The 21,959-nt window shown below is 35.1% G+C and carries 19 protein-coding genes; 2 read left to right on the top strand and 17 right to left on the bottom strand.

The features are described from left to right. Positions 1 to 123: 123 nt before the first annotated feature. Complete coding sequence (locus tag ACSULM_RS10765; RefSeq protein ID WP_436862643.1) at positions 124 to 480, bottom strand: DUF3139 domain-containing protein; 357 nt, start codon at positions 478 to 480, stop codon at positions 124 to 126. A 414-nt stretch (positions 481 to 894) separates the two neighbouring features. Between ACSULM_RS10765 and ACSULM_RS10760 the strand changes: the two genes are divergently transcribed. Together ACSULM_RS10760 and ACSULM_RS10755 are read left to right on the top strand one after the other, a co-directional pair. Then, positions 895 to 1,335 (top strand): MarR family winged helix-turn-helix transcriptional regulator, encoded by a 441-nt coding sequence (locus ACSULM_RS10760; RefSeq protein ID WP_436862642.1) that lies wholly within the window; start codon positions 895 to 897, stop codon positions 1,333 to 1,335. Between the two features lie 243 nt (positions 1,336 to 1,578). Continuing rightward, positions 1,579 to 2,013: an Hsp20/alpha crystallin family protein gene (locus ACSULM_RS10755; protein WP_436862641.1), complete on the top strand. Its 435-nt coding sequence runs from the start codon at positions 1,579 to 1,581 to the stop codon at positions 2,011 to 2,013. Between the two features lie 110 nt (positions 2,014 to 2,123). Here ACSULM_RS10755 and ACSULM_RS10750 read toward each other — a convergent pair whose 3' ends face one another. The 16 genes from ACSULM_RS10750 to ACSULM_RS10675 form a co-directional block, all read right to left on the bottom strand. Continuing rightward, positions 2,124 to 3,290 carry a nitrate/nitrite transporter gene (locus tag ACSULM_RS10750; protein WP_436862640.1) on the bottom strand — a complete coding sequence of 389 codons (1,167 nt, stop codon included), beginning with the start codon at positions 3,288 to 3,290 and terminating at the stop codon, positions 2,124 to 2,126. A gap of 314 nt (positions 3,291 to 3,604) precedes the next feature. After that, positions 3,605 to 4,258, bottom strand: coding sequence for a nitrate respiration regulation response regulator NreC (gene nreC / locus ACSULM_RS10745; protein ID WP_436854558.1), 654 nt, complete (start codon positions 4,256 to 4,258; stop codon positions 3,605 to 3,607). A gap of 20 nt (positions 4,259 to 4,278) precedes the next feature. After that, positions 4,279 to 5,313: a sensor histidine kinase gene (locus ACSULM_RS10740; RefSeq protein WP_436862639.1), complete on the bottom strand. Its 1,035-nt coding sequence runs from the start codon at positions 5,311 to 5,313 to the stop codon at positions 4,279 to 4,281. Between the two features lie 9 nt (positions 5,314 to 5,322). Further along, on the bottom strand, positions 5,323 to 5,778 hold the full coding sequence (gene nreA / locus ACSULM_RS10735; RefSeq protein ID WP_436862638.1) for a nitrate respiration regulation accessory nitrate sensor NreA: 456 nt from the start codon (positions 5,776 to 5,778) through the stop codon (positions 5,323 to 5,325). An 11-nt stretch (positions 5,779 to 5,789) separates the two neighbouring features. Continuing rightward, positions 5,790 to 6,467: a respiratory nitrate reductase subunit gamma gene (gene narI, locus ACSULM_RS10730; protein ID WP_436862637.1), complete on the bottom strand. Its 678-nt coding sequence runs from the start codon at positions 6,465 to 6,467 to the stop codon at positions 5,790 to 5,792. Next, positions 6,460 to 7,035, bottom strand: coding sequence for a nitrate reductase molybdenum cofactor assembly chaperone (narJ, locus tag ACSULM_RS10725; RefSeq protein ID WP_436862636.1), 576 nt, complete (start codon positions 7,033 to 7,035; stop codon positions 6,460 to 6,462). The genes narI and narJ overlap by 8 nt, the downstream gene beginning before the upstream one ends. Further along, entirely contained in the window at positions 7,028 to 8,596 is a 1,569-nt protein-coding gene (gene narH / locus ACSULM_RS10720) for a nitrate reductase subunit beta (protein WP_436862635.1), read from the bottom strand. The genes narJ and narH overlap by 8 nt, the downstream gene beginning before the upstream one ends. Then, entirely contained in the window at positions 8,586 to 12,269 is a 3,684-nt protein-coding gene (locus ACSULM_RS10715) for a nitrate reductase subunit alpha (protein ID WP_436862634.1), read from the bottom strand. Before ACSULM_RS10715 ends, narH begins: the two co-directional genes overlap by 11 nt. A gap of 388 nt (positions 12,270 to 12,657) precedes the next feature. Continuing rightward, positions 12,658 to 14,862 carry a YSIRK-targeted triacylglycerol lipase gene (gene lip / locus ACSULM_RS10710; RefSeq protein ID WP_436862654.1) on the bottom strand — a complete coding sequence of 735 codons (2,205 nt, stop codon included), beginning with the start codon at positions 14,860 to 14,862 and terminating at the stop codon, positions 12,658 to 12,660. A gap of 335 nt (positions 14,863 to 15,197) precedes the next feature. Next, complete coding sequence (gene cobA, locus ACSULM_RS10705; RefSeq protein WP_436862633.1) at positions 15,198 to 16,139, bottom strand: uroporphyrinogen-III C-methyltransferase; 942 nt, start codon at positions 16,137 to 16,139, stop codon at positions 15,198 to 15,200. Next, complete coding sequence (nirD, locus tag ACSULM_RS10700; RefSeq protein ID WP_436862632.1) at positions 16,130 to 16,444, bottom strand: nitrite reductase small subunit NirD; 315 nt, start codon at positions 16,442 to 16,444, stop codon at positions 16,130 to 16,132. The genes cobA and nirD overlap by 10 nt, the downstream gene beginning before the upstream one ends. Continuing rightward, positions 16,441 to 18,852: a nitrite reductase large subunit NirB gene (nirB, locus tag ACSULM_RS10695; protein ID WP_436862631.1), complete on the bottom strand. Its 2,412-nt coding sequence runs from the start codon at positions 18,850 to 18,852 to the stop codon at positions 16,441 to 16,443. Before nirB ends, nirD begins: the two co-directional genes overlap by 4 nt. Then, on the bottom strand, positions 18,849 to 19,310 hold the full coding sequence (locus ACSULM_RS10690; protein ID WP_436862630.1) for a precorrin-2 dehydrogenase/sirohydrochlorin ferrochelatase family protein: 462 nt from the start codon (positions 19,308 to 19,310) through the stop codon (positions 18,849 to 18,851). The genes nirB and ACSULM_RS10690 overlap by 4 nt, the downstream gene beginning before the upstream one ends. Beyond that, the gene (locus ACSULM_RS10685; protein WP_436862629.1) at positions 19,291 to 20,031 is read right to left on the bottom strand and encodes a sirohydrochlorin chelatase; all 741 of its coding nucleotides are present in this window, start codon (positions 20,029 to 20,031) and stop codon (positions 19,291 to 19,293) included. Before ACSULM_RS10685 ends, ACSULM_RS10690 begins: the two co-directional genes overlap by 20 nt. Before the next feature lie 131 nt (positions 20,032 to 20,162). Next, positions 20,163 to 20,702, bottom strand: a complete 540-nt coding sequence (locus ACSULM_RS10680) for a GNAT family N-acetyltransferase (protein ID WP_436862628.1) — start codon at positions 20,700 to 20,702, stop codon at positions 20,163 to 20,165. Between the two features lie 245 nt (positions 20,703 to 20,947). Continuing rightward, positions 20,948 to 21,766 (bottom strand): formate/nitrite transporter family protein, encoded by an 819-nt coding sequence (locus tag ACSULM_RS10675; RefSeq protein WP_436862627.1) that lies wholly within the window; start codon positions 21,764 to 21,766, stop codon positions 20,948 to 20,950. Positions 21,767 to 21,959: the final 193 nt, after the last annotated feature.

The raw sequence follows: 21,959 nt of genomic DNA, 5'->3' as shown, positions 1-21,959 counted from the left end.
ACAATTCATTTAAAATATATGTGTATACACAAAAAATGGACATGATATAAGCATTCAATTTCTGTAAATTGATACTCATATCATGCCCTTTATTTTAAAAAAATACTCTAAAAGTTTTTACCATTAGTCTTTCGGTTTATAATCTTCTTCAAATGCATTATGTTTTGCATCTTTAACGTTTTTCTTAGTTTCACTGTCAAATCCTTGTACTAAAATTCCTTTGTATGTACTAATTGGTTGAATGACGTATGTGTAATCTGGGTCATCTTTGAACTTCACTTGCTTATAATAAAGACCTTTTTTACCACTATATAACGTTTTTTCAGATTTAATCTTTTCTGTTAATTGATGCTCTTTCATATAATTGTCTACCAGTTCCAGGTTTTTATGACCTTGATATGTACGTAAACCAAAGAAAAACACTACCGCAACGATTAGTGATAACACTAATAGCCCTATAATTTTTAAAAATGTCTTCATCATTAATCTCCTTTAATTAAAACAATCTCTTGAAGCACAAACCACTTTATTTAACATAGTGCGCTCTGTATAGTTATTAAAATCCATAATATTTTTATTATGACTGATTCGCATTATTTTATAAAGTATTCCATCGATTTTGTAACAAAATTTTCTTAATTCCTACAATCATACATTCTTACTTTCCTCACACATATCTCGTTTAATTACATTTAAAAATCAAAAAATTCAAAAGCGCTTCCATCCTTGTATGAACTACATTTTACCTCTACCTATTTATTTCATTTCCACATATAATTTTGCATTAAGAAGTTAAATAAAAATTATATAAAAACAGTAGTAAAGAGGCGCACAACTGTTGCTTGACAATGGACACCGTTCATAATAACCTTAACCTTTATAAGGGGTGATTTAATGGAGGAGAAGGAGAACACATTGGAACGACAATTATGTTTCTTATTTTATGTTTCTTCAAAAGAAATAATCAAAAAATATACAGCCTATTTGAAAGAATTTGATTTAACGTATACTGGCTATATTGTGCTATTAGCTATTGGAATAGATGAAAAAATCAATATCAAATCGCTTGGTCAACGCGTATTTTTAGATTCTGGCACACTAACGCCATTACTAAAAAAACTAGAAAAAAAGGGCTATGTAACTAGAACACGTGAGATTGATGATGAACGTAATTTACGAATTGCGTTAACACGTAAAGGTATTGATGTGAAAGAACCACTTTCTAAAATATCTAAGCAAGTATTTGGAGAATTTGATATGAATTTTGATGAAGCTGTTGAATTAAAGCAAACATTGCAAAATTTTGTGAATAAGAACTTTTCAGAAAATATTTAAATACTTTGAGGTTGAGTAACGTTAAATTGTATTCATGACTTTACTAACCTCTTTTTTTATGCCTTTTTCTTTAATGTAAACTTATAATCTTCTACTATTCGTTCACGCCATATATCGATAACTTATGAATTCCCAATGCAAATTAAAATACAATAGTACATCATTGATGGTATCCTATTAATTAGAAGTAACACTTAAGCACTTAGACAATTAACACAATTTCAAATCTAGGAGAGATGTATGATGAACTTTGAAAAGAGACCATTTAACAATTCATTTTTTGAAGGTAACCCTAGTGATTTATTTAAAGATTTTGGTCGTCAATTTTTTGAAAAATTCCCAGATAATACGAGCATCAGATCAGATGTAAAAGAACTTGATAATGCTTTTATCGTTGAAGCTGAATTACCAGGTATAAAAAAAGAGAACATACGCTTACAATTCGACAATAATATTCTAACAATTGAAGGCAAACAAGTCGTTGAATACAATGAGGATACAGATAAAGATCGTATGATTCATCAAGAACGTAATTATAGCGATGTCGAACGTCAATATCCATTCGATAATGTAAATGAAACGGCTATTAAGGCTTCCTACGACAATGGCCTACTCAAAGTAACTTTACCTAAAAAAACACAAAACGAGAAGTCAGTTTCGAATATTCAAATAGACTAATAAGTAATGTTCCATACTGATATATCTATACAAAATGAGCAGAAATAATAACACAAGTATTTATAAAAAAGAAGCTGCAGTACATCGATTCTGATGAACTGCAGCTTTTTTTATGCCAAGCGATTTATTTTTTCTCGTTTTACAATATGCATCATAGTTATTAAAGCAATCGCACCAAAAATGGCTAGTAATATAAATGAGAAGTGACTCGTTCCTGTGATACTCGTCACATAAGAAATAACTAACGGTGGGAAGAAGCCACCTAATCCACCCATCATAGAAACTATACCATTCGCAGACCCTGCTTCTTTGCCAAAGTAAGATGGCACAAGTTTAAATATCAATCCATTTCCAATACCCGCACACATACTGATAAGTAAACATCCAACCGTAAAGAGTAATATATGGCTTGATAATCCTAGTATAATAGCACCTACAATCATTAATACAAAATCAAAAATCAATAATACTACGGCATTAAATTTATCACCTAGTACACCACCAAGCGGTCTTAAGAAAGTCGCTAATGCAATAAATACACCTGCTCTTATTCCAGCATCCACTTCTGTAATCCCAAAATTTTGAACTAAGAAATTAGGTAAAAACAATCCAAATGCTACAAAGGAACCAAACGTTATAAAATACCAAAGTGATAAATAGTAAAGTCTCAAGTCTTTCATTAAAATTTTATATTGTTTTATAAGTGGGACTTTTATCTTAGGCTCTTTTGGATCACCTAATAAGAACATTAATAAGGCAAACAAAACGATAACAATCAAATAACCTCTAACTGTTGTCTGCCATCCAATTACCCCTGCAATCGGTGGTGCTAAGAAAGAAGAAATCGCAGTACCAATATTCCCCATGCCATATATACCATTGGCTAAACCAACTTTTTCTTTAGGGAAATATTTCGGCAAAGCCGTTACACCTACAGAGAATACTGCACCGCCTACACCAAGAAAGAATCCTGAAGCCATAAGCATACTCGGTGTCTGTGCCTGACTTAAAAAGTAAATCGGGAATAGTAAGATGATAAAACTACAGAAGAATACCCATTTCGCACCAATAATATTAGTGAGATATCCAAAAGGTACTCTCAATATAGAACCTAATATGACTGGAATCGCAAGAATAATAGAAAGTTGGCTACTTGTAATCTGCACATCCTGTGAAATATAAGGCATTAATGGTGCAATAATGCTCCATGCCATGAAACCTACTACTAGACTTAACGATTGCAATGTTAATTGAAAACCACCACTCGCTTTGTTCATTTATTTCACCTTCATTTTAAATTTTTTATAAGTAGCCAAGTAGTCTACAAGTTGTACTAAGCATTTATTGGCGTAAATTGGTTTAAATTACTAAAATGCTACAACTGGTGTAATATATGTAAGTCAAAATGTATTTCTATATAGACTACTGGCTACATTGCTATTATAAAATCTTTGTGAAAAGTTGAACATAAGGATTATCCCTTAAGTCTTCGTATATTTTCCCTACATACCAATGTAATAAAAAACAGTACATGCCGCTACGCATTTTATTGCGTAGTGGCACGTACTGCTTTACTTGCTATCGTTTCAAATTAAAAATCTATTAACTTTTTCTTCATGGCATACTCTACTAATTCTGGTTTAGACTTTAATTCTAATTTCTGCATGATATGTGTTTTATGTGCTTCGACTGTTTTCACTGACACGAAAAGTTTTTCAGCAATTTCTTTATTACCATAACCCTTTGCAATTAGTGGCAATATTTCAATTTCTCTCTTTGATAGAATTTTGAAAGGATCTGACGTAGATCGCGCATCATCTACAGAATGATTGACAAATTCATTAACTAAAGATGTCGTTAATTTCATATCAACATATGTTTCACCTTTGAATACTGTTCGAATAGCTAATAATAATTGCTCATCTGGAGAATTTTTCAAGATATATCCTTTTGCACCATTTCTTAATACATGAAATAAATATTCTTCGTCATCATACATCGTCAATATCAATATTTTCGTTTCTGGAAAACTTTCAGAAATTTTACTCGTCGCTATAAGTCCCGACTCACCCGGAGGCATGCTTAAATCCATAATTAATACATCAGGCTTGTATTTCATTACCTTCTGATACGCTTCAACACCATCTGCAGCAGTGCCAACAACTTCCATATCTTCTTGATAATTTAAAATCATTGAAAAACCCGTACGCACTACTGCATGATCATCTGCAATCACTATTTTCACAATTAATTTCTCCTTATTCCCTAAATTGGAACTTCAAGTGTAACAATCGTACCTTTTCCCATTTGTGTATCGATATTTACGTGCGCATTAACAAGTTCGGCGCGTTCATTCATGCCATAAAGTCCCAAGCCAGTTCCCTGTGGCTGATCAGTCTTTATGAAACCTTTACCTCTATCAATTATTTCTGCTATTAAATGCGTCGGACTGACATGCACTTCAACATCAATCGAATCTACATTAGCATACTTAATCGCATTAAATAATGCTTCTTGTACAATACGATAAACGACCGTTTCAATTTCATTATCAAATCTACGCGATTCTAAATTAGCGCGATAGACAACCTTCACACCATAATTAGCTTCTATTTGTTTAAAATAAGTCTTAAATGCTGCATCCAGCCCCAAATCATCCAGAGACGATGGTCTTAATTCAACAGATAAATTGCGAATGTCATCTATTAATTTGGACATTAACCCTTCAATTCGTTTAGAACCTTCTACAAGTTGCCCCATTTCTTGTTGATATTTTAATAATCTCAACTCAACATCCACATTTAACAGTTCCTGTACTACGCTATCATGGAGCTCTCTAGAAATACGTTTTCTTTCATTTTCTTGTGCAGATATTGTTTTTTGCATCATTTTACGTTGATACATTTTGTCATGTCGCTCTATTTGCGGTGACACATTCTGCAACGTAAATGCTTTAATATCATTTACTTGATCAATCGTTTGATATGTTGCTGCAAAAGGTTCGACTGTGCCTCTTGTCGTCTTCATAAATACTTGAAAACTGGTATTACCGACATGTTGCGCTTCTAAAAAGCAGTGTTTACATGACTGTAAATCAAATTCATTCGTATAACCATCACAATGATTACATATTGCATTTGTCATTCCTTCGTAGTCATTGTCTAATGCTATGATGTCATTTGCAGCTTGATTCATTGCGATGACTTTTCCTTGTTTATCGACGAATACTATTTTCTCGGTGGTATGATTAAAATATTGCATGAGTAACTGTTGTACATCGTATTCCTGATTTATCTTCATGACCTTCACCTAATCTTCTTCACTAAATACGCCCAGCTTGTTATGAAATGATATGCTTTCATGATTTTTGGGTAATGGGCGATGGTTTCTTTGTCCTAACAATAATACACCGTAAACTTGTCTATCATACCAGAGCGGTATCGCAATCATGGCAGTTAATTGTTCGCATAAGACGATTGGATATTTGTGTTGGTCATGTGCAGATAATGAAGCTGCCACATTTTCAATAATCATACGCTTACCCGTCTTCATTACATTACCGGCCAATCCTTTGCCTTTCCGCAGCACAATTAATTTATAGCGCTCATTTAAGTTACCTGAAGCGTAACACCATTTTATTGGAGAAGCATGGCTTTCTTGTTCATAAAATGCAATACCTGCAAAATCAAAACCTTCTTCGACGCGCATTGAATCCAATACTGCTTGATAATGTAAATGTTCATTTAATGATAATGCATTCAACATATCTCCTCCATTCATACTTTATGTTTACGATAAATGATATAACTACGACTCACATAGGTTAATGGGACACTCCACACATGTACTAATCTACTAAATGGCCAAAATGCCATAATGACAAATCCTAAGAGTATATGCATTTTAAATGCTAGAGGTACATGCATCATCAGCTGTGCATCCGGTGAAAACGTAAATAAATGTCTAAACCAAATTGAAATCGTTTCCCTATAGTCAAAGGATGGTGTTGTCATATTAGTTACTAATGTTGCATAGCATCCCATGAACACAATCGCTAATAGCAAGAAATTCACAATAATATCAGATGCTGAACTTAACTTTCTAATGTTCTTAATTGTGACGCGTCGTGCCGTTAACAACAGCATACCGATTAATGTTATTATACCAAAAATACTACCAATATATACAGCGCCTATGTGATAAAGATGATCGTTGACTCCTACTGCTTCAAGCCATGACGCAGGAATCAACAAGCCTACTACATGTCCCATAACTACAGGTATTATGCCTAAATGAAACATTAGACTACCCCATTTAAGTTGTTTCTTTTCAATGAATTCACTTGATTTAGCAGTCCATGAGAATTTATCAAATTTAAAACGCGCGAGATGACCGATGATAAATATGGCTACACATACATATGGCAAAATAATCCATAAAAATTGATTAAACATTTTGCTTCACCTCATTTGCTGGCTCAAGACAAGCTTTTAACGTTTCTCTTAATCCATTGACCAAGAAATAATATGGACTATTTTGCTCTGCCAATTGATTTGCCATTGCAAATGTACCATCCTCAATAATCATAATGACAAATTCTATATTACCTTTAGCACGAGGATCATTTTGCCACTGTGCTATATAAAGAAACTCTAACATTAAAGGGAGAAAATCCGATAATTCATTGTCTGCCATTTTCAAACCAAACATTTCATATAATACTTTTAATTTAGCTAATAATTGACCACGTTCTTTTTGTGTATCAAATTTATTATATGTCATATACAATGGGGCCGTTTTATTAAAATCAAATGTATCTGAATATAATTGTTTAATTTGTAATAAACTCAGTTCATACATTTGTTCACGATATACTTTTACATCTTGATATGCTGGATGTTGAGGTGTGATAACTTCTTCAAATGTAGCTGGATGTAATGTTACTTTTTCAGGAAAAGAAAATTGTTGCGCAAAATAACCAAGCGTCTCTTGAAATTTACTAAACTGTGCAAGATTAATCACGGAAAATCCCTCCATAGAACTGCTCGTTATATATTTCTTGTCCTGATTTTTCTGAAGCCGTAGCAACAGGTACACCACAGCCTTCACAATTTGAACCAAAGTATTCCCCACCATATCCTTGACTGCCTTGTGCACGATACGTATCCATATACGTTTCTTTATGTGAAGTTGGAATGACAAATCGATCTTCATGTTTAGCGATCGCAAGTAAACGGTACATATCTTTGGTTTGACGCTCAGTCATGCCGAGTCTCGTTAATTTATCTGCATCAAATGCTTTTTGAGTTACTTGTGAACGCATATAACTTCGCATCATAGCCATACGTTGTAGCGCTAATTTCACGGGTTCAGTATCGCCTGCAGTAAACAAACTTGCGAGATACTGTATTGGTAAACGCATTTCTTCTATAGCTGGAAAAATCATATCTGGATTTCTGTTAGCATCCATCGCAGTTTGGCCTTCAAAGTAACTCATAATAGGGCTTAGTGGCGGGCAATACCATACCATAGGCATTGTACGATATTCTGGATGTAGTGGAAAAGCGAGCTTGTATTCAATTGCCAATTTATAGACTGGAGAATTTTGCGCCGCTTCAATCCACTCAAATGCGATACCATCTTTTTGAGCTTGTTCGATAACATCCTCGTCATAAGGGTTTAAGAATAAATCCAATTGCTTTTCATATAAATCTTGATCATTTTCTGCAGTTACCGCTTCCTCTACTCTATCGGCGTCATATAGTAATACACCCAAATAACGCATACGTCCAGTACATGTTTCCGAACAAACCGTTGGCATACCTGCCTCAATACGTGGAAAACAGAATGTACATTTCTCTGCCTTATTCGTTTTCCAGTTGAAATACACTTTTTTATACGGACATCCTGTCATACAATATCTCCAACCACGACACGCCTCTTGATCCACAAGGACAATGCCATCTTCATCACGTTTATACATTGCTCCTGAAGGGCAAGATGCGACACAACTTGGATTCAAACAGTGCTCGCAAAGTCTAGGCAAATACATCATAAACGTTTCATCAAATTTGAATTTAATGTCTTCTTCAATTCGTTGAATATTAGGATCTTCAGGTCCTGTTACATGTCCACCTGCTAAATCATCTTCCCAGTTAGGTCCCCATTCTAGATCTATTTTTTCTCCTGATATCATTGAGTGCGCTTTAGCAACTGGTGAATGTTTTCCAGCTTGAGCAGTTGTGAGATGTTCATAGTTGTAAGTCCATGGCTCATAATAATCTTTTATGACTGGCATATTAGGGTTATAAAATATTTTCCCTAAGGCTATTTTAGAAAGTTTAGTGCCTGATTTTAGTTCTAATTTACCCTTTTTATTTAAATACCAGCCGCCTTTATATTGTTCTTGATCTTCCCAGCGTTTTGGATATCCAATACCTGGTTTCGTTTCTACGTTGTTAAACCACATATATTCTGCACCTGGGCGATTCGTCCAAGTGCTTTTACATGTGACACTACAAGTATGACATCCAATACATTTATCTAAGTTCAATACCATTGCAATTTGTGCTTTAATCTTCAAGCCAATCAACCTCCTTCAGCTTTCTCACTGCTACATAAACATCTCTTTGATTTCCAATAGGTCCATAATAATTAAAGTGGTAACTGATTTGTGCGTAACCACCTACAAGTTGTGTCGGTTTCAAGTGAATACGTGTCGGCGCATTGTGTGAGCCACCGCGCGTATCTGTAATCTGTGAGCCTGGTGTTTCGATATGTTTATCTTGTGCATGATACATAAACATTGTGCCTTTTGGCATACGATGAGAAACAACTGCTCTTGCTGTTACTACACCGTTTCGGTTATATACTTCCAACCATTCATTATCTTTAATATCATGTGCTAATGCATCTTGATCTGAAATCCATACGGTTGGACCACCTCTAAATAGCGTTAACATATGTTGATTATCTTGGTATGTGGAATGAATGTTCCATTTACCATGTGGCGTTAAATAACGCAATACTAACGTTTGATTATCTATCGTTACTTGCTTATCTTTCGTACCAAATACCATAGGTGGCAATGTTGGTTTATACACAGGTAAATTTTCACCAAATTGATGGAATACTTCATGATCTATATAGTAACTTTGGCGGCCAGTTAAAGTTCTAAATGGCACCAATCGTTCTATATTTGTTGTGAATGGTGAATAGCGTTTTCCATTTTTATTTGATCCTGGAAAGACCGCTGTAGGTATGACTTCTCTCGGTTGCGCTGTAATATTTAAGAACGAAATTTTTTCTGATGCACGTTCGCTTGAAATATCTTTTAATGGCATACCTGTTTGCTGTTCTAAATCTTCATAGGATTTCTGTGATAATTTACCATTGGTAGCAGAAGAAAGATTAAGCACTACATCTGCTGCCCTTCTTGCAGTATCCAATCTTGGTCTGCCATTTTTTACAGACGTTTCATCTGTTTCACTCCATGTGCCGACCATACTTTTCAGTTCTTCGTATTGTTCTGACACGGAAAAACTAACGCCATGTGCACCTATTTTCGCATGCTCTAAGAGTGGCCCCACAGTGACATATTTATCAAATATCTTCGTATAGTCTCGATCAACTACCGCGAACCCTGGCATTGTTTTCCCAGGAATCGCTTCAATTTCACCTTTAGTCCAATCTTTCACAATACCATTTACATTTGAAATTTCTTGTTGTGAATCGTGAGCAAGTGGTGTTGTGACAACATCTTTATAAGTACCTTGCAAATGTACTTCAGCTAACTCTGATACTGCTTTGCTTAATGTCTTGAAGATATCCCAATCTGAACGTGATTCCCATAATGGATCAATCGCCGGATTAAACGGATGCACGAATGGATGCATATCCGTAGATGATAGGTCATGTTTTTCATACCAAGTAGCTGCTGGTAGGACAATATCAGAATAGAGTGGTGTGGAGGTCATCCTAAAATCTAATGACACAAGTAAATCCAACTTGCCTTCTGTATCCTCACGCCATTCAATTTCTTCCGGCTTCATATCTTCGTTAGGTTCAGCCAATAGTCCTGATTTAGTTCCTAATAAGTGTTTCATAAAATATTCTTGCCCTTTAGCTGAACTTGATATTAAATTAGAGCGCCATAAGAACAATGTTTTGGGATGATTTCTCTTTAAATCTGGATCTTCAACTGCAAATTTTGTATCCCTAGATTTCACTTCATTTATGGCACGTTTTAAAATGGCATCGTTATTAAATTCGCCCGCATCTCTGGCATCTTCACCAAATGACAAACTATTTTTGTCAAATTGAGGATATGATGGTAACCAACCAAGTCTTGCTGCCAAAACATTATAATCAGCAGGGTGTTGGTGTTTAATATTTTCTGCAAGTGGTGATTTCAGACTATCCACTGACGATGCTTCATACTTCCATTGATCTGTAGCAAAATAGAACCAACTTGTACCATTTTGCAGACGTGGTGGACCTTGCCAATCTTTAGCAAAGGCTATTGTATTCCAGCCTTCGATTGGCCGACATTTTTCCTGACCTACGTAATGCGCCCAACCACCACCATTAACACCTTGGCAACCACAGAGTAAGACTAAATTTAAAATAGAACGATAAATCGTATCAGAGTTGAACCAATGATTGATACCTGCTCCCATGATTATCATGGAACGTCCTTTGGTATCTACAGCGTTTTGAGCAAATTCACGACCAACTTGTGTCACAACATCTTGTTTCACACCAGTGATTTGCTCTTGCCATGCTGGCGTGTAATAAGACTGTGCATCGTCATACCCTTTCGCTTCCAATTCATGATTAAATCGTTTTACGCCATATTGACTTGCCATTAAATCAAATACTGTCGTGATATATTTCGTTTCTCCACTTGCGAGTGTCACCTTTTTCACTGCAATTGGTCTTTCGAACACACCATTACCTTCATTATCAAAAAATGGAAATTGAATCGTTTGTAATTCATAATCATGTTCTACAAAGCTCAACGCTGGGTCGATTTGACTGCCATCTTCATTCTCTAATTTCAAATTCCACTGCTTATCTTTCTCCCAACGTTGTCCCATTGTGCCATTTGGTACTGTTAACTTTTGTTGCATATTGTCGAATATTACTGGTTTCCATTCACTATGCTCAGTCATTTCACCTAAGTCATGCGCACGTAAAAAACGCCCTGCTTTATAACCTTTTTCATCTTCGTCTAACATAATTACAAAAGGCATGTCCGTATACTGTTTTGCATAATTAATGAAATGTTCATTGGGCTGATTAATATAATATTCTTGTAAAATAACATGTGTCATTGCTTGCGCTACCGCTGCATCTGTACCTGGATGAGGTGCTAACCAATTATCAGCGAATTTGACATTCTCTGCATAATCCGGTGCTACAGACACAACTTTTGTGCCTTTATAGTGTACTTCTGTCATAAAATGAGCGTCCGGTGTTCGCGTTAATGGGACATTAGATCCCCACATCATAATATAAGATGCATTGTACCAATCACTAGACTCCGGAACGTCAGTTTGCTCACCCCAAATTTGAGGAGACGCTGGTGGTAAATCTGCATACCAATCATAGAAACTTAACATTTCGCCACCTAATAAACTCATAAAACGTGCGCCAGATGCATAACTCAGCATAGACATGGCTGGAATTGGTGTGAATCCAGCTAATCTATCTGGACCAAATTTCTTAATTGTATAAATAATTTGTGCAGAAATTAACTTAGAGACATCTTTCCAATTAGTCCTAATAAGTCCACCTTTACCACGGGCTTGTTTATAGTATTTCGCCTTTGTTTCGTCTTCAACAATCGAAGCCCAAGCAGCTACAGTATTATTGTCATGTTCTACTAACGCCTCAGTCCATAATTCCCATAATTTACCACGAATATAAGGATAACGAATACGTAATGGACTGTACTCATACCAAGAGAAAGACGCACCTCTCGGACATCCACGTGGTTCAAATTCAGGCATATCCGGGCCACAGCTCGGATAATCTGTTTGTTGATTTTCCCAAGTAATCACACCATTTTTCACAAATACTTTCCATGAACAAGAACCTGTACAGTTCACCCCGTGTGTTGTTCTCACTACTTTGTCATGACTCCAACGTTCTCGGTACATTTTTTCCCATTCACGACTTTTACTTTCCAAGATTGACCAATCGCCATTAAATTTTTCAGTTGGTTTAAAAAATTGTAATCCAAATTTCTTCATTAGAAACACCCTCTCACATCATTCATCAATCACTGAGCTACTTTTCCACAAACTTTAAAATTTCTACTTTCACAACTAAATTGTACATTTTTTCACAAATTCACTGTATTAGGGATTTGCCTAATTGGCTAAAGGAATACCCTAAGTTTTATAACTCCTTATTGCGCTAGAAATTTGCGCATCAAACGCTTTATATTTCAACGTTAAAAAGGAGTGGAACAGAAACCTAAATTTTCTAAAAAGGTTTGTTGTTCCACCCATCAAAGATGACTAGAATTGAAAAGTTTATCTGAGTTTCAGTCATCACTGACTAATCAAAAAAGAATCTGAGACATCTATTAATGTCCCAGATTCATGACGCACATATGAATTTTACTTCACTATGATTTTATTTTTCATTCTCTTCAATTCTCATCAAATTGTTGACGATACCAGTGTAAAATTGTTTCAACTCTTCACCAGTTCGCTTATAATCTGTCGCATCTAGGCCGACAAAGTCCATATGATCCCAGTCTTTTTTAACTGGTAATACTTGCCATACACCTTTCGCACTTGCCTGCGCAATATCCGCAACATCTTTAAATGCTTGTCCATTAGGATGTAGTGCAGACACGGTTGGGACAATACCATCATTGAGTCTTAATAATTCATTTGGATCTTTTCCAATTATGCGACTTGTTAAATCCATAAGTGGATACTGTCTAATATTTGGCACATGCTTACCTGAAAGTGCAGCATGAGAAGCTTCTCCTGCAAATGATGTATAAACAATGTTAGGATTCAATGAAGTATTTTGATTTAATTGCTCTGAACCAGCAGCTGTTAAGTCCGTTAATGCATTATCAGTTGTATCCCATAAACGACTATTTTTAATACGTTTTGTGTATTCAATATAATTTTCATTAGGACGCTGCTTGAATCCCCATTGACTGAAACCTAAATCTATATTTGAGAAACGACTACCACTTAATTTTCCAATATCATTTAATATTTTTTTGGCAAATTCGCGATTTCCTAAATTATCAGAAGCTGGAGAACCATTATGAGGAGTCGCTAATGTTGTAATAGAAGCAATCATGTTATCTTGTTGGCCCTTGAATAGTGATGACACTTCTCCACCATGTGCTTGTTGGTAAGCAATTTCTTCTGGATTACCATTACGTAATAATTGTTCCAAGAAACGAATGGTTTGCCCACCCATACTATGCCCAATTAAATGAACTTTCTGACCTGGTTTCCAATTTGGCATAATACCTTCATATGTTCTGCCATATCGATGATGTCCATGTTTTTCGGCATGTGCTTGTCCATAATCAGCAGCGCCACCTTTAATATAATGGTACAATTCTACTGCTCTATCATAATTACTGCTGAATGCGCCTACGTCCGCTTCATAAACTTGATAGCCTGCTTTTTCTAATTCCTCTTTAACTTTATATTTTTTGCCACTCCAGTAATTCGGATAGACTTTCGGTGCATTATCACCTGTTAGTCCCATAAATCCATGAACTAGAATGATAGGATACTTATTAACGTATTGTCCTTGTTTTGCGTTTTTTGCATTTTTCAATAATTCATTTACTTCAGATTGTTGAACTTGTGTATCTGGCTTTGTAGCAGGCGCTTTATTTGCTGACAATTGCTTTTGTTTTGTTGAAGGCGTCGTTTGTTTCGTAGATTGTATCTTATTGTCATTCGTTGTTTTGTGGTTTGTTTCAAAAGCATTTTTGGTTTTTAGATTTTTCGAAGTACTTTGATGTAGACCTGGTTCTTGTTTTCCTTCTGCTTTATCAGCGACTTTTTCTTTTGTCACTGTTTCATCAGTGTCTGCTGCTTTCTTTCTTAATGATGTAGTTTGTGAATTACTTTGTTCATGCGTTTTCACACCTTTGATTGTATCTACTGTTTTCTTTTCATCTGTTTGGTTTGTTGTAATATGCTTGTTTTGGGAATGTTGTAGCGTTTCATCTTGGTGATTTAATTTCTCTATAGCAGGTTGTGCTTCATGATCACGTAATTCATTTACTCGTTGATTTGAGTTTTGTATACTTTTTTGAGTTTGCGGCTGTTCAATTTGAGCATTATTTTCTACACTTTTCGTATTGTTAACGTTTTCATTTTGTTGTAAATTTTTCTTATGTTCAGCATGTATCGAAAGGTTTCTTTGCTCAACTTGTTGACTCGTATTGTCGTTTAATTCAGGTGCTGGTGTAGCTTTGATTTGAACATGACTAGCAGTTGACTTATCAAGTTGTTCTTTATTTGTATTTTGCGCTTTAAGTTCATTTGAAGATGGTTGCAACGCATTGTCTTTAGAAGCTGATGTATCGTTGTATTGCAGGTTTGCATTTTGTGATTGTTCTGTTTGAGGAAGAGGTTTTTCATTACTGTTATCAGATGTTGGTGCTTTGTTATCTTGATTTGCTTGTACGACTTTCTGCTGATCTATTTGATGACTAGCATCTTGTTCGCTTGCATATGAAACTTGCCCATTTACAAAAAAGAATGTTGCTGAAACGATTGAAACTGTTCCGATTGTATATTTTCTGATACTAAATCTTTGCCTTGCTTTTTTCCTTTGATTGTCTTGAATTGCGTTTCATAAAATCATCTCATGTTTTATTTTGTGATACGTAACATTCCAAAACAATAAGGTTTCCCCAAAATTAGAATGACTGTATAAATACAAGATAGCACATTTTATATTGTTGTAAATTAATATTTTGTAAAATTTAGTTGTTGAATTAGTTAATTATTTTAAAATACAAGCTTTTTATTTTTCAAATCTAGTGTGTTTTTATCCATCCTTGATGCGACTCGTGCCATTTGCAAGCAACTGTTAATCCAATTAATCATAAAAAAACAAAAAGTAAAGCCAGCTAAATATGTGCATGACTTTACTTTTTATTAGTGATTTACTTTTTAATTTTATACTACATCAATTACTGTATCATAAGTCTTAGCTTTCAATTGTTGCAACAATGATTGTTGACTCTCATGTAAATACTTGGACTCTACGGGATTTATCACACACCAATGCCCTTCCTCATATAATTCAAAAGCTTTATTCAATGCTTGTTCACGTGGACCAGACACTAAAATACGTTGTTGTGCACAGTTTTCATTATTACAATTACTGATTCGTGATATATCTGCAATTTCACCTACAATAATGATACCTGGTGTACTTGTTTCTTCCATGTTTGCTATTTGAGTATATATCGTTCTTACCGTACCGTAATAGCATTTCTCATTATAAGCCGATACATTAAACGCAATTACAACGGGATAATCAATCCCGGTAGCCTGATAAATATCATTCATAATTACTTTCAAACGTTTAACACCCATATAGATTGCAAGTGTACCCCCGTTTAATAGACTTGTTACGTCAGTCGTTTGGTGACTGTCATCCTGAAAATGTCCCGTAGTAAATGTGACTTTGGAGGCAACGTTTCTGATAGTTAATCCCAATCCAAGAGAAGCGACGGTTGCACTCGCTGTCGTAATACCTGGTATAACTTCAAAATTGATATCATGTTGACGAATCGCATCAATTTCTTCATGAACTCTGCCGAATATAGCAGGATCTCCACCTTTTAATCGGACTACACAGCGATGATTTTGCGCTGCGATAACCAGTTGATCATTAATTTGTTGTTGTTGTATATGTTTATGATATGGCTTTTTACCAACATCAATAATTTCCGTTTCTGGTTTGACTAATTGTAAAATAAATGGATTAACTAACCGGTCATATAGAACAATATCAGCAGATTTAATGAGGCGTTCAGCCTTTTTAGTTAATAATTCTGGATTCCCAGGTCCAGCACCAATGAAAAAAATAGTCCCCTGATTATTTAAAGACATAAATAAATATCTCCATCTACAATTTCAACAGGAAAGACATCTACGCACCCAGTGTCTGGTTCTTGAACGATGCCAGTTGTTAAATCTACTTTTTGATCATGTAGTGGACAGTATACATAATGTCCGCTTACAGTACCTTCTGACAAAGGTCCTTGTTTATGTGGACATATATTATGCACAGCATGAACCTGTCCCGCACTGGTTAAAAACAATCCAATTTCTTTATCTTGAACGATGACTTTTTTACCTATTAATGGTGTCAGATCTTCAAGTGTCGCTACCTTTACTTTGTTTACTGTCATCATACTTTCACTTCCTCTACTTTAAATATTGCTCGCTCATTGGAATTGCTAATAATCGTTGACCAAGGCTCTTGCTCTACTGCATGTTTTGCTTCCATAACCTTTTCAAACAATTCTGTTTGTCGCGCTTGGTCTAATAACACAGCTTGTACTTGTTCGAATCCTATTCGTTGCAACCATGGTGCTGTACGTTCTGCGTAAATTGCCGTTTCTCTATAATATTGCATATATGCGCCACATAATTTGATAACTTCATCTTCAGTTTCGACCGTAGTTAAATGTTGGCCAATAACAACGTCGGTCCCACCATTACCACCGATATAAATTTGGAAACCATTCTCTACACCTATAACACCGAAATCTTTAACACCTGATTCTACACAACTTCTTGGACAACCTGAAACACCCATTTTAAATTTGTGCGGTGTATCGATATATTCAAAAGTCTTTTCTAATCTGATACCTAATTGCGTTGTAAGTTGTGTTCCAAAACGACAGAATTCTTTGCCGACACAACTTTTAACAGAACGTGTCTTCTTACCATATGCTGATGCTGAACGCATTTCTAATTCTTCCCAAACTTTAGGAAGGGCTTCTTTTTTCACACCATATAATCCGATACGTTGAGAACCTGTCACTTTAACTAGTGGCACCTCATATTTCTGTGCTACTTCTCCTAGACGAATCAATTGTTCAGCATCTGTCACACCGCCTCTCATTTGAAGAATCACTGAAAATGTACCATCATTTTGAATATTCGCATGATAACGCTCATTCGCGAATCTAGATTCGATTTCGTCTTTATGTTCATTAGGATAAATCATATTTAAATAGTAATTGATGGCTGGTCTACATTTTGGACATCCATGCTCATCTTTAAAATGTAATTGTTGTCTCACTGCTGCAGATGTTTTTAATGCTTTAGCACGAATTTGCGTTACAATTTGATCCCGTGTTAAGTCAGTACATCCACAGATACCACTTGGTTGAGCAGCAACAAAATCATCTCCAAGTGTATGCTCTAAGATTTGAGCAATTTGTCCTTTACATTTACCACAAGAATTACCAGCTTTCGTCGTTTTAGTCACTTCATCTACGCTGGTAAGACCATTCGAAGTTATGGCGTTAACAATTGTTCCTTTATCCACACCATTACAACCACAAATCGTAGCATCATCTGCCATTTCAGCAATATCTAATCCACCCGTTTCGCCACCTTTATGCAATAGCGAAACCATCGTGTAGTCATCTAATACTTCTGCTTTTTTCATCATATTAAAGAATCGAGACCCATCATCTATATCACCATAAAGTACTGCACCAATAATTACATTATCTTTAATAAATACTTTCTTGTAATGATTCGACTGACTGTCAAATATTTCAATACCATGTACGTCATCATCTTCTTTAATATAGCCAGCACTATACAAATCACATCCTGATACTTTGAGTGAAGTAAATGTTGTTGATCCTTGATAAGCAACGCTTTCTCTATCTGTTAAATAATCAGCAAGTACTTTGCCTTGTTCATATAATGGAGCAACGAGTCCATAAACTTGACCTTGATGTTCCGCACATTCACCCACTGCATAAATAGCATCATCACTTGTTTGCATATAATCATTGACTTGAATACCTCTATTCACTGCCAATCCACATTTTTCCGCAACTTGAATATATGGTCTAATACCAACAGCCATAACCACTAAATCTGCATCTAATGTACTTCCATCTGCCAAGACAATACCCGTCACATCTTCATCACCAAGAATCTCTGTCGTACTTGCTTGCATCTTAAATTTCATACCTTGTGCTTCTAAATCTGCCTTCAACAAATCGCCAGCTTTTTTATCTAATTGCATCTCCATAAGCCATTCTGCTAAGTGAATAACTGTAACTTCCATCCCTTGATCTAATAATCCTCTAGCACACTCTAAGCCAAGTAAGCCACCGCCTATGACAATCGCTTGCTTTTTCGATTGTGCAATTTCTATCATTTTCTCAGTATCATCAATTGTTCGCCATCCAATAACGCTAGGTAATGTTGAACCAGTGATTGGTAAGACAAATGCACGCGATCCTGTAGCAAAGATACACACATCATATGCCACATGGATGCCCGATTGTGTTATCACCTGTTTCTCCTCACGTTGGACTTCGACGACTGGATCACCGACAATCAGGCGAATATTATGCGCTTTATACCAGTCATAATCATTCATAATCGTTTCTTCAACTGTCATCTTGTTTTGTAAAATGTTTGATAACATAATACGGTTATAATTTGGATACTGCTCTTTCCCAATAATTGTGATGTCATATTTATCTGCATCTCTATCCAATATTTCCTCAATTGTACGCAAGCCTGCCATACCATTACCAATCATTACTAATCTTTGCTTAGTCATGATTTATCCTCCTTGTATGTTTCATTAAAAAAAGTTTCTACTGTTTGTGCAATGTGTTTTACTTTTTTACAATCTACGCCATCTGACCTGAATGTGATCTTAATATCTTCATATTCAATTTCTCTCATATTATAAAAATCTGATTGTACTTTATTATCAGTTTGATTGACCCATTGATAACGATTAGCATCTCGTTTTATTTGTGCATTTACCGATGTATCATTTGTGGCAGCTATAATTATGTCTGCGCCTTCAATGTCTGTGTGGTCATAACATTTGGTTCTTAATTTGACATTAGGATGTTCAATTTCAAAAAATTCTGGGAGAAATTTTTTACTAATAATATGAAGCGTACCTAGGTCTTCTTTTAATATTTGTCTTACTTTTCGATAAGCAATCTTTCCGCCACCTATAACTACTACACGTTTATCATTTAAGTTAAGTTGAATAGGATACATTGCGTAACACCTCTATCTCTTGAATTCTATCTTCTATTATTTTTGAGAGCTTTGGATCAAAATTTATCGCCTCAGCATAATGAACCTTACTTGACGACGGCATATGCGCGATTTCATATTTGACTTTATTCACGAGAAATCCATCATAAAGAAATACTGGTACAATCAAGATACTTTCATTCATTAATAGGAATGGTTGAAGCAATTGCTTGAAACGATAATCCCCATAAACCATCATCATATGCATAGGCTTATCAAACACATCGCAGGCTTGCATCAACTGATTTAGTTCAATGTTTGGCATATCATAAACTGAGCTTCCATGTCCGATAAATATAATTCTATCGACTTGTGTAACACGTTTGAACACCTGCATTATTTGGTCAATCATGATAGAAGCCATCCATTGATGTGTTGCTAATGGTTGCGCCATACGATACTCTATTTGCGGGTAAGTCTGTTTAATGCCATTTAAAATGTTAGGTATATCATCACAATAGTGCTGTGCTGAAAATAACAATAGCGGTATGATTTGGAATCTCTGGTGTCCTTCATGTATTAAATTTGTCATCACGCGTTCTAAATGCTGTGTATCACTTTCTAAAAAGGAAAGGTGAATTGTTCTTTGTTGACCTACCATCAATTCATTTACAAAATCGCCAAGTATTTGGTTCTGTTTACCATGCCTCATACCATGTATAACCATAATTGTTTGTGTCATTAGATTCCCCACTCTCTTTATACTTAAATTGTAATACAAATACATGTTTTTATGTGAAAATATTCACAAATATATATAAAAATAGGGAATCCCCTTACTTCAATCATAAAAGGATTCCCTAAGTATTAAGCTTATTTAAAAGGTGGTTGCCCTAACACCGCTTCATCAAAACGCTCCGGTATCAGTACTTTTCTCATAATCACACCTAAATCGCCATCATCTGTTTCGTGTTCAGCATACACTTCATAGCCACGTTTTTTATAAATCTCCAGTAACCATGGGTGCTTACGTGCTGATGTTCCTAGTGTTACTGCCGGCACTTTCAATGTATCGCGTAAAAATGTCTCTTCCACATATTTTAAAAGTTTACTACCTATACCTTGCCCATCATATGACGGTTTTGTCGCAAACCACCACACAAATGGATAAATGGATAATCGACGTTTACTTTCCCATGGGAAACGAACAGTAATTGTTGAAATGATTTCACTATTATTTTCCAATACAAAGGTCGTATTTTTGATAAGATTATTCTTCACTAAATCTAGATCTGCATTTACAGAAGGCCAATCGATGCCTAACTCTCTTAATGGGGTAAATGCCTCATGCATTAACTGATGTAATACTTCAGCATCTGATTCTTCAGCAATTCTAATATTATAATCCGACATGTTATCGCTCCTATCTTTCATTCATACATATATTAAAAAAATAAATTCATGCACAAACACAAAGTTTCATCATATTATTACAATATGGCTTCACACACATGGGGTCAATAAATACGTTCTGAAAAATATTTTTGCATCTAATATCATAAAAAGCCTAAAACACATCAATGTCTTAGGCTTAATATTAACGATTAATTAACTTTTATTCATTTTAAAATTGTCATATCCATTTCGATTTTAGAGATTTAGTTACTTAGGCTATCTCTTTTACCATTTAAGTACGCGTATACTAAACCAACAAAAATACCGCCGCCGATAAAGTTACCTATGAAGGCAAATACAATATTTTTTAATACATGCAACCAAGCTACAGCGTCAATGTCATAAAATACCATACCTGCATACAATCCTGCATTGAACACGACATGCTCATATCCCATAAATACAAAAACGACAACGCCACATGCAATGAAAAACGCTTTAGATAAACCATCTTTAAATTGTATCGATACATAAATACCAATATTAATAAAGAAGTTACAGAATATCGCTTTGACTAGAATCGCATACCAAGTACTATCAATTGTTTTACCGTCTACCATTTTAGTTAAGCTACTTAGCATTTCAGGTGTCATAATTGGTGTGAATTTCATCAATGCAAATAGTATAAACCCACCAATAATATTGAATAGAAAACAATATAAACAAATTGCTAATACCTTATTCATTGTAATTACTTTGTAGTACCAACCTACTGTTAAGTACATAAAATTACTCGTTAACAGTTCTGAATTGGTAAGAACGATAAGTACTAAAGCCAAACTAAAAGAAATGGCACCCATTATGTTTACTAAACCTTCATTTGTTCCAGTAAATTGTGTTTTAATCGCAAGCATGAACACTGTCACGATAGCTAGTAAAAAACCAGACATGATTGCTTTTAATGCGTAACGTCCCGGGGTTTCGTTAAACATGACAACCTTCATTTGTACTTGACTATTAATGCTTTCAACTGTTGCTTTTGATGTATATGTATCGTCGATCGTCTTGGTATTATCTACCATAACATTCTTGTCCCCCTCTACAAACTTTAAAAAATATTTCACTAACAGTGCCATTATATGTGTTTTCAAACTTATTGAATAGAGTAAACAGTCATATTTTATTATATGACGGATTGTAATATTAAGTGCAACACTCTTAAAATTTCATAAAAAAATGCCCATAAACGGCACTCTATTGTAAGATGTTAATAAC

It is taken from the genome of Staphylococcus caeli (assembly GCF_051413795.1).
GTDB lineage: Bacteria > Bacillota > Bacilli > Staphylococcales > Staphylococcaceae > Staphylococcus > Staphylococcus caeli_A.
The sequence above is the reverse complement of the archived record's forward strand: the minus strand, read 5'-3'. Positions and strand labels throughout refer to the sequence as shown.

Excerpts from the sequence above, each read along its gene's own strand:
- ACSULM_RS10765 (WP_436862643.1), bottom strand. The coding sequence starts at position 480 with ATGAAGACATTTTTAAAAATTATAGGGCTATTAGTGTTATCACTAATC.
- ACSULM_RS10760 (WP_436862642.1), top strand. The coding sequence starts at position 895 with ATGGAGGAGAAGGAGAACACATTGGAACGACAATTATGTTTCTTATTT.
- ACSULM_RS10755 (WP_436862641.1), top strand. The coding sequence starts at position 1,579 with ATGAACTTTGAAAAGAGACCATTTAACAATTCATTTTTTGAAGGTAAC.
- ACSULM_RS10750 (WP_436862640.1), bottom strand. The coding sequence starts at position 3,290 with ATGAACAAAGCGAGTGGTGGTTTTCAATTAACATTGCAATCGTTAAGT.
- ACSULM_RS10740 (WP_436862639.1), bottom strand. The coding sequence starts at position 5,313 with ATGAAGATAAATCAGGAATACGATGTACAACAGTTACTCATGCAATAT.
- nreA (WP_436862638.1), bottom strand. The coding sequence starts at position 5,778 with ATGTTGAATGCATTATCATTAAATGAACATTTACATTATCAAGCAGTA.
- narI (WP_436862637.1), bottom strand. The coding sequence starts at position 6,467 with ATGTTTAATCAATTTTTATGGATTATTTTGCCATATGTATGTGTAGCC.
- ACSULM_RS10715 (WP_436862634.1), bottom strand. The coding sequence starts at position 12,269 with ATGAAGAAATTTGGATTACAATTTTTTAAACCAACTGAAAAATTTAAT.
- cobA (WP_436862633.1), bottom strand. The coding sequence starts at position 16,139 with ATGTCTTTAAATAATCAGGGGACTATTTTTTTCATTGGTGCTGGACCT.
- nirD (WP_436862632.1), bottom strand. The coding sequence starts at position 16,444 with ATGATGACAGTAAACAAAGTAAAGGTAGCGACACTTGAAGATCTGACA.
- nirB (WP_436862631.1), bottom strand. The coding sequence starts at position 18,852 with ATGACTAAGCAAAGATTAGTAATGATTGGTAATGGTATGGCAGGCTTG.
- ACSULM_RS10690 (WP_436862630.1), bottom strand. The coding sequence starts at position 19,310 with ATGTATCCTATTCAACTTAACTTAAATGATAAACGTGTAGTAGTTATA.
- ACSULM_RS10685 (WP_436862629.1), bottom strand. The coding sequence starts at position 20,031 with ATGACACAAACAATTATGGTTATACATGGTATGAGGCATGGTAAACAG.
- ACSULM_RS10680 (WP_436862628.1), bottom strand. The coding sequence starts at position 20,702 with ATGTCGGATTATAATATTAGAATTGCTGAAGAATCAGATGCTGAAGTA.
- ACSULM_RS10675 (WP_436862627.1), bottom strand. The coding sequence starts at position 21,766 with ATGGTAGATAATACCAAGACGATCGACGATACATATACATCAAAAGCA.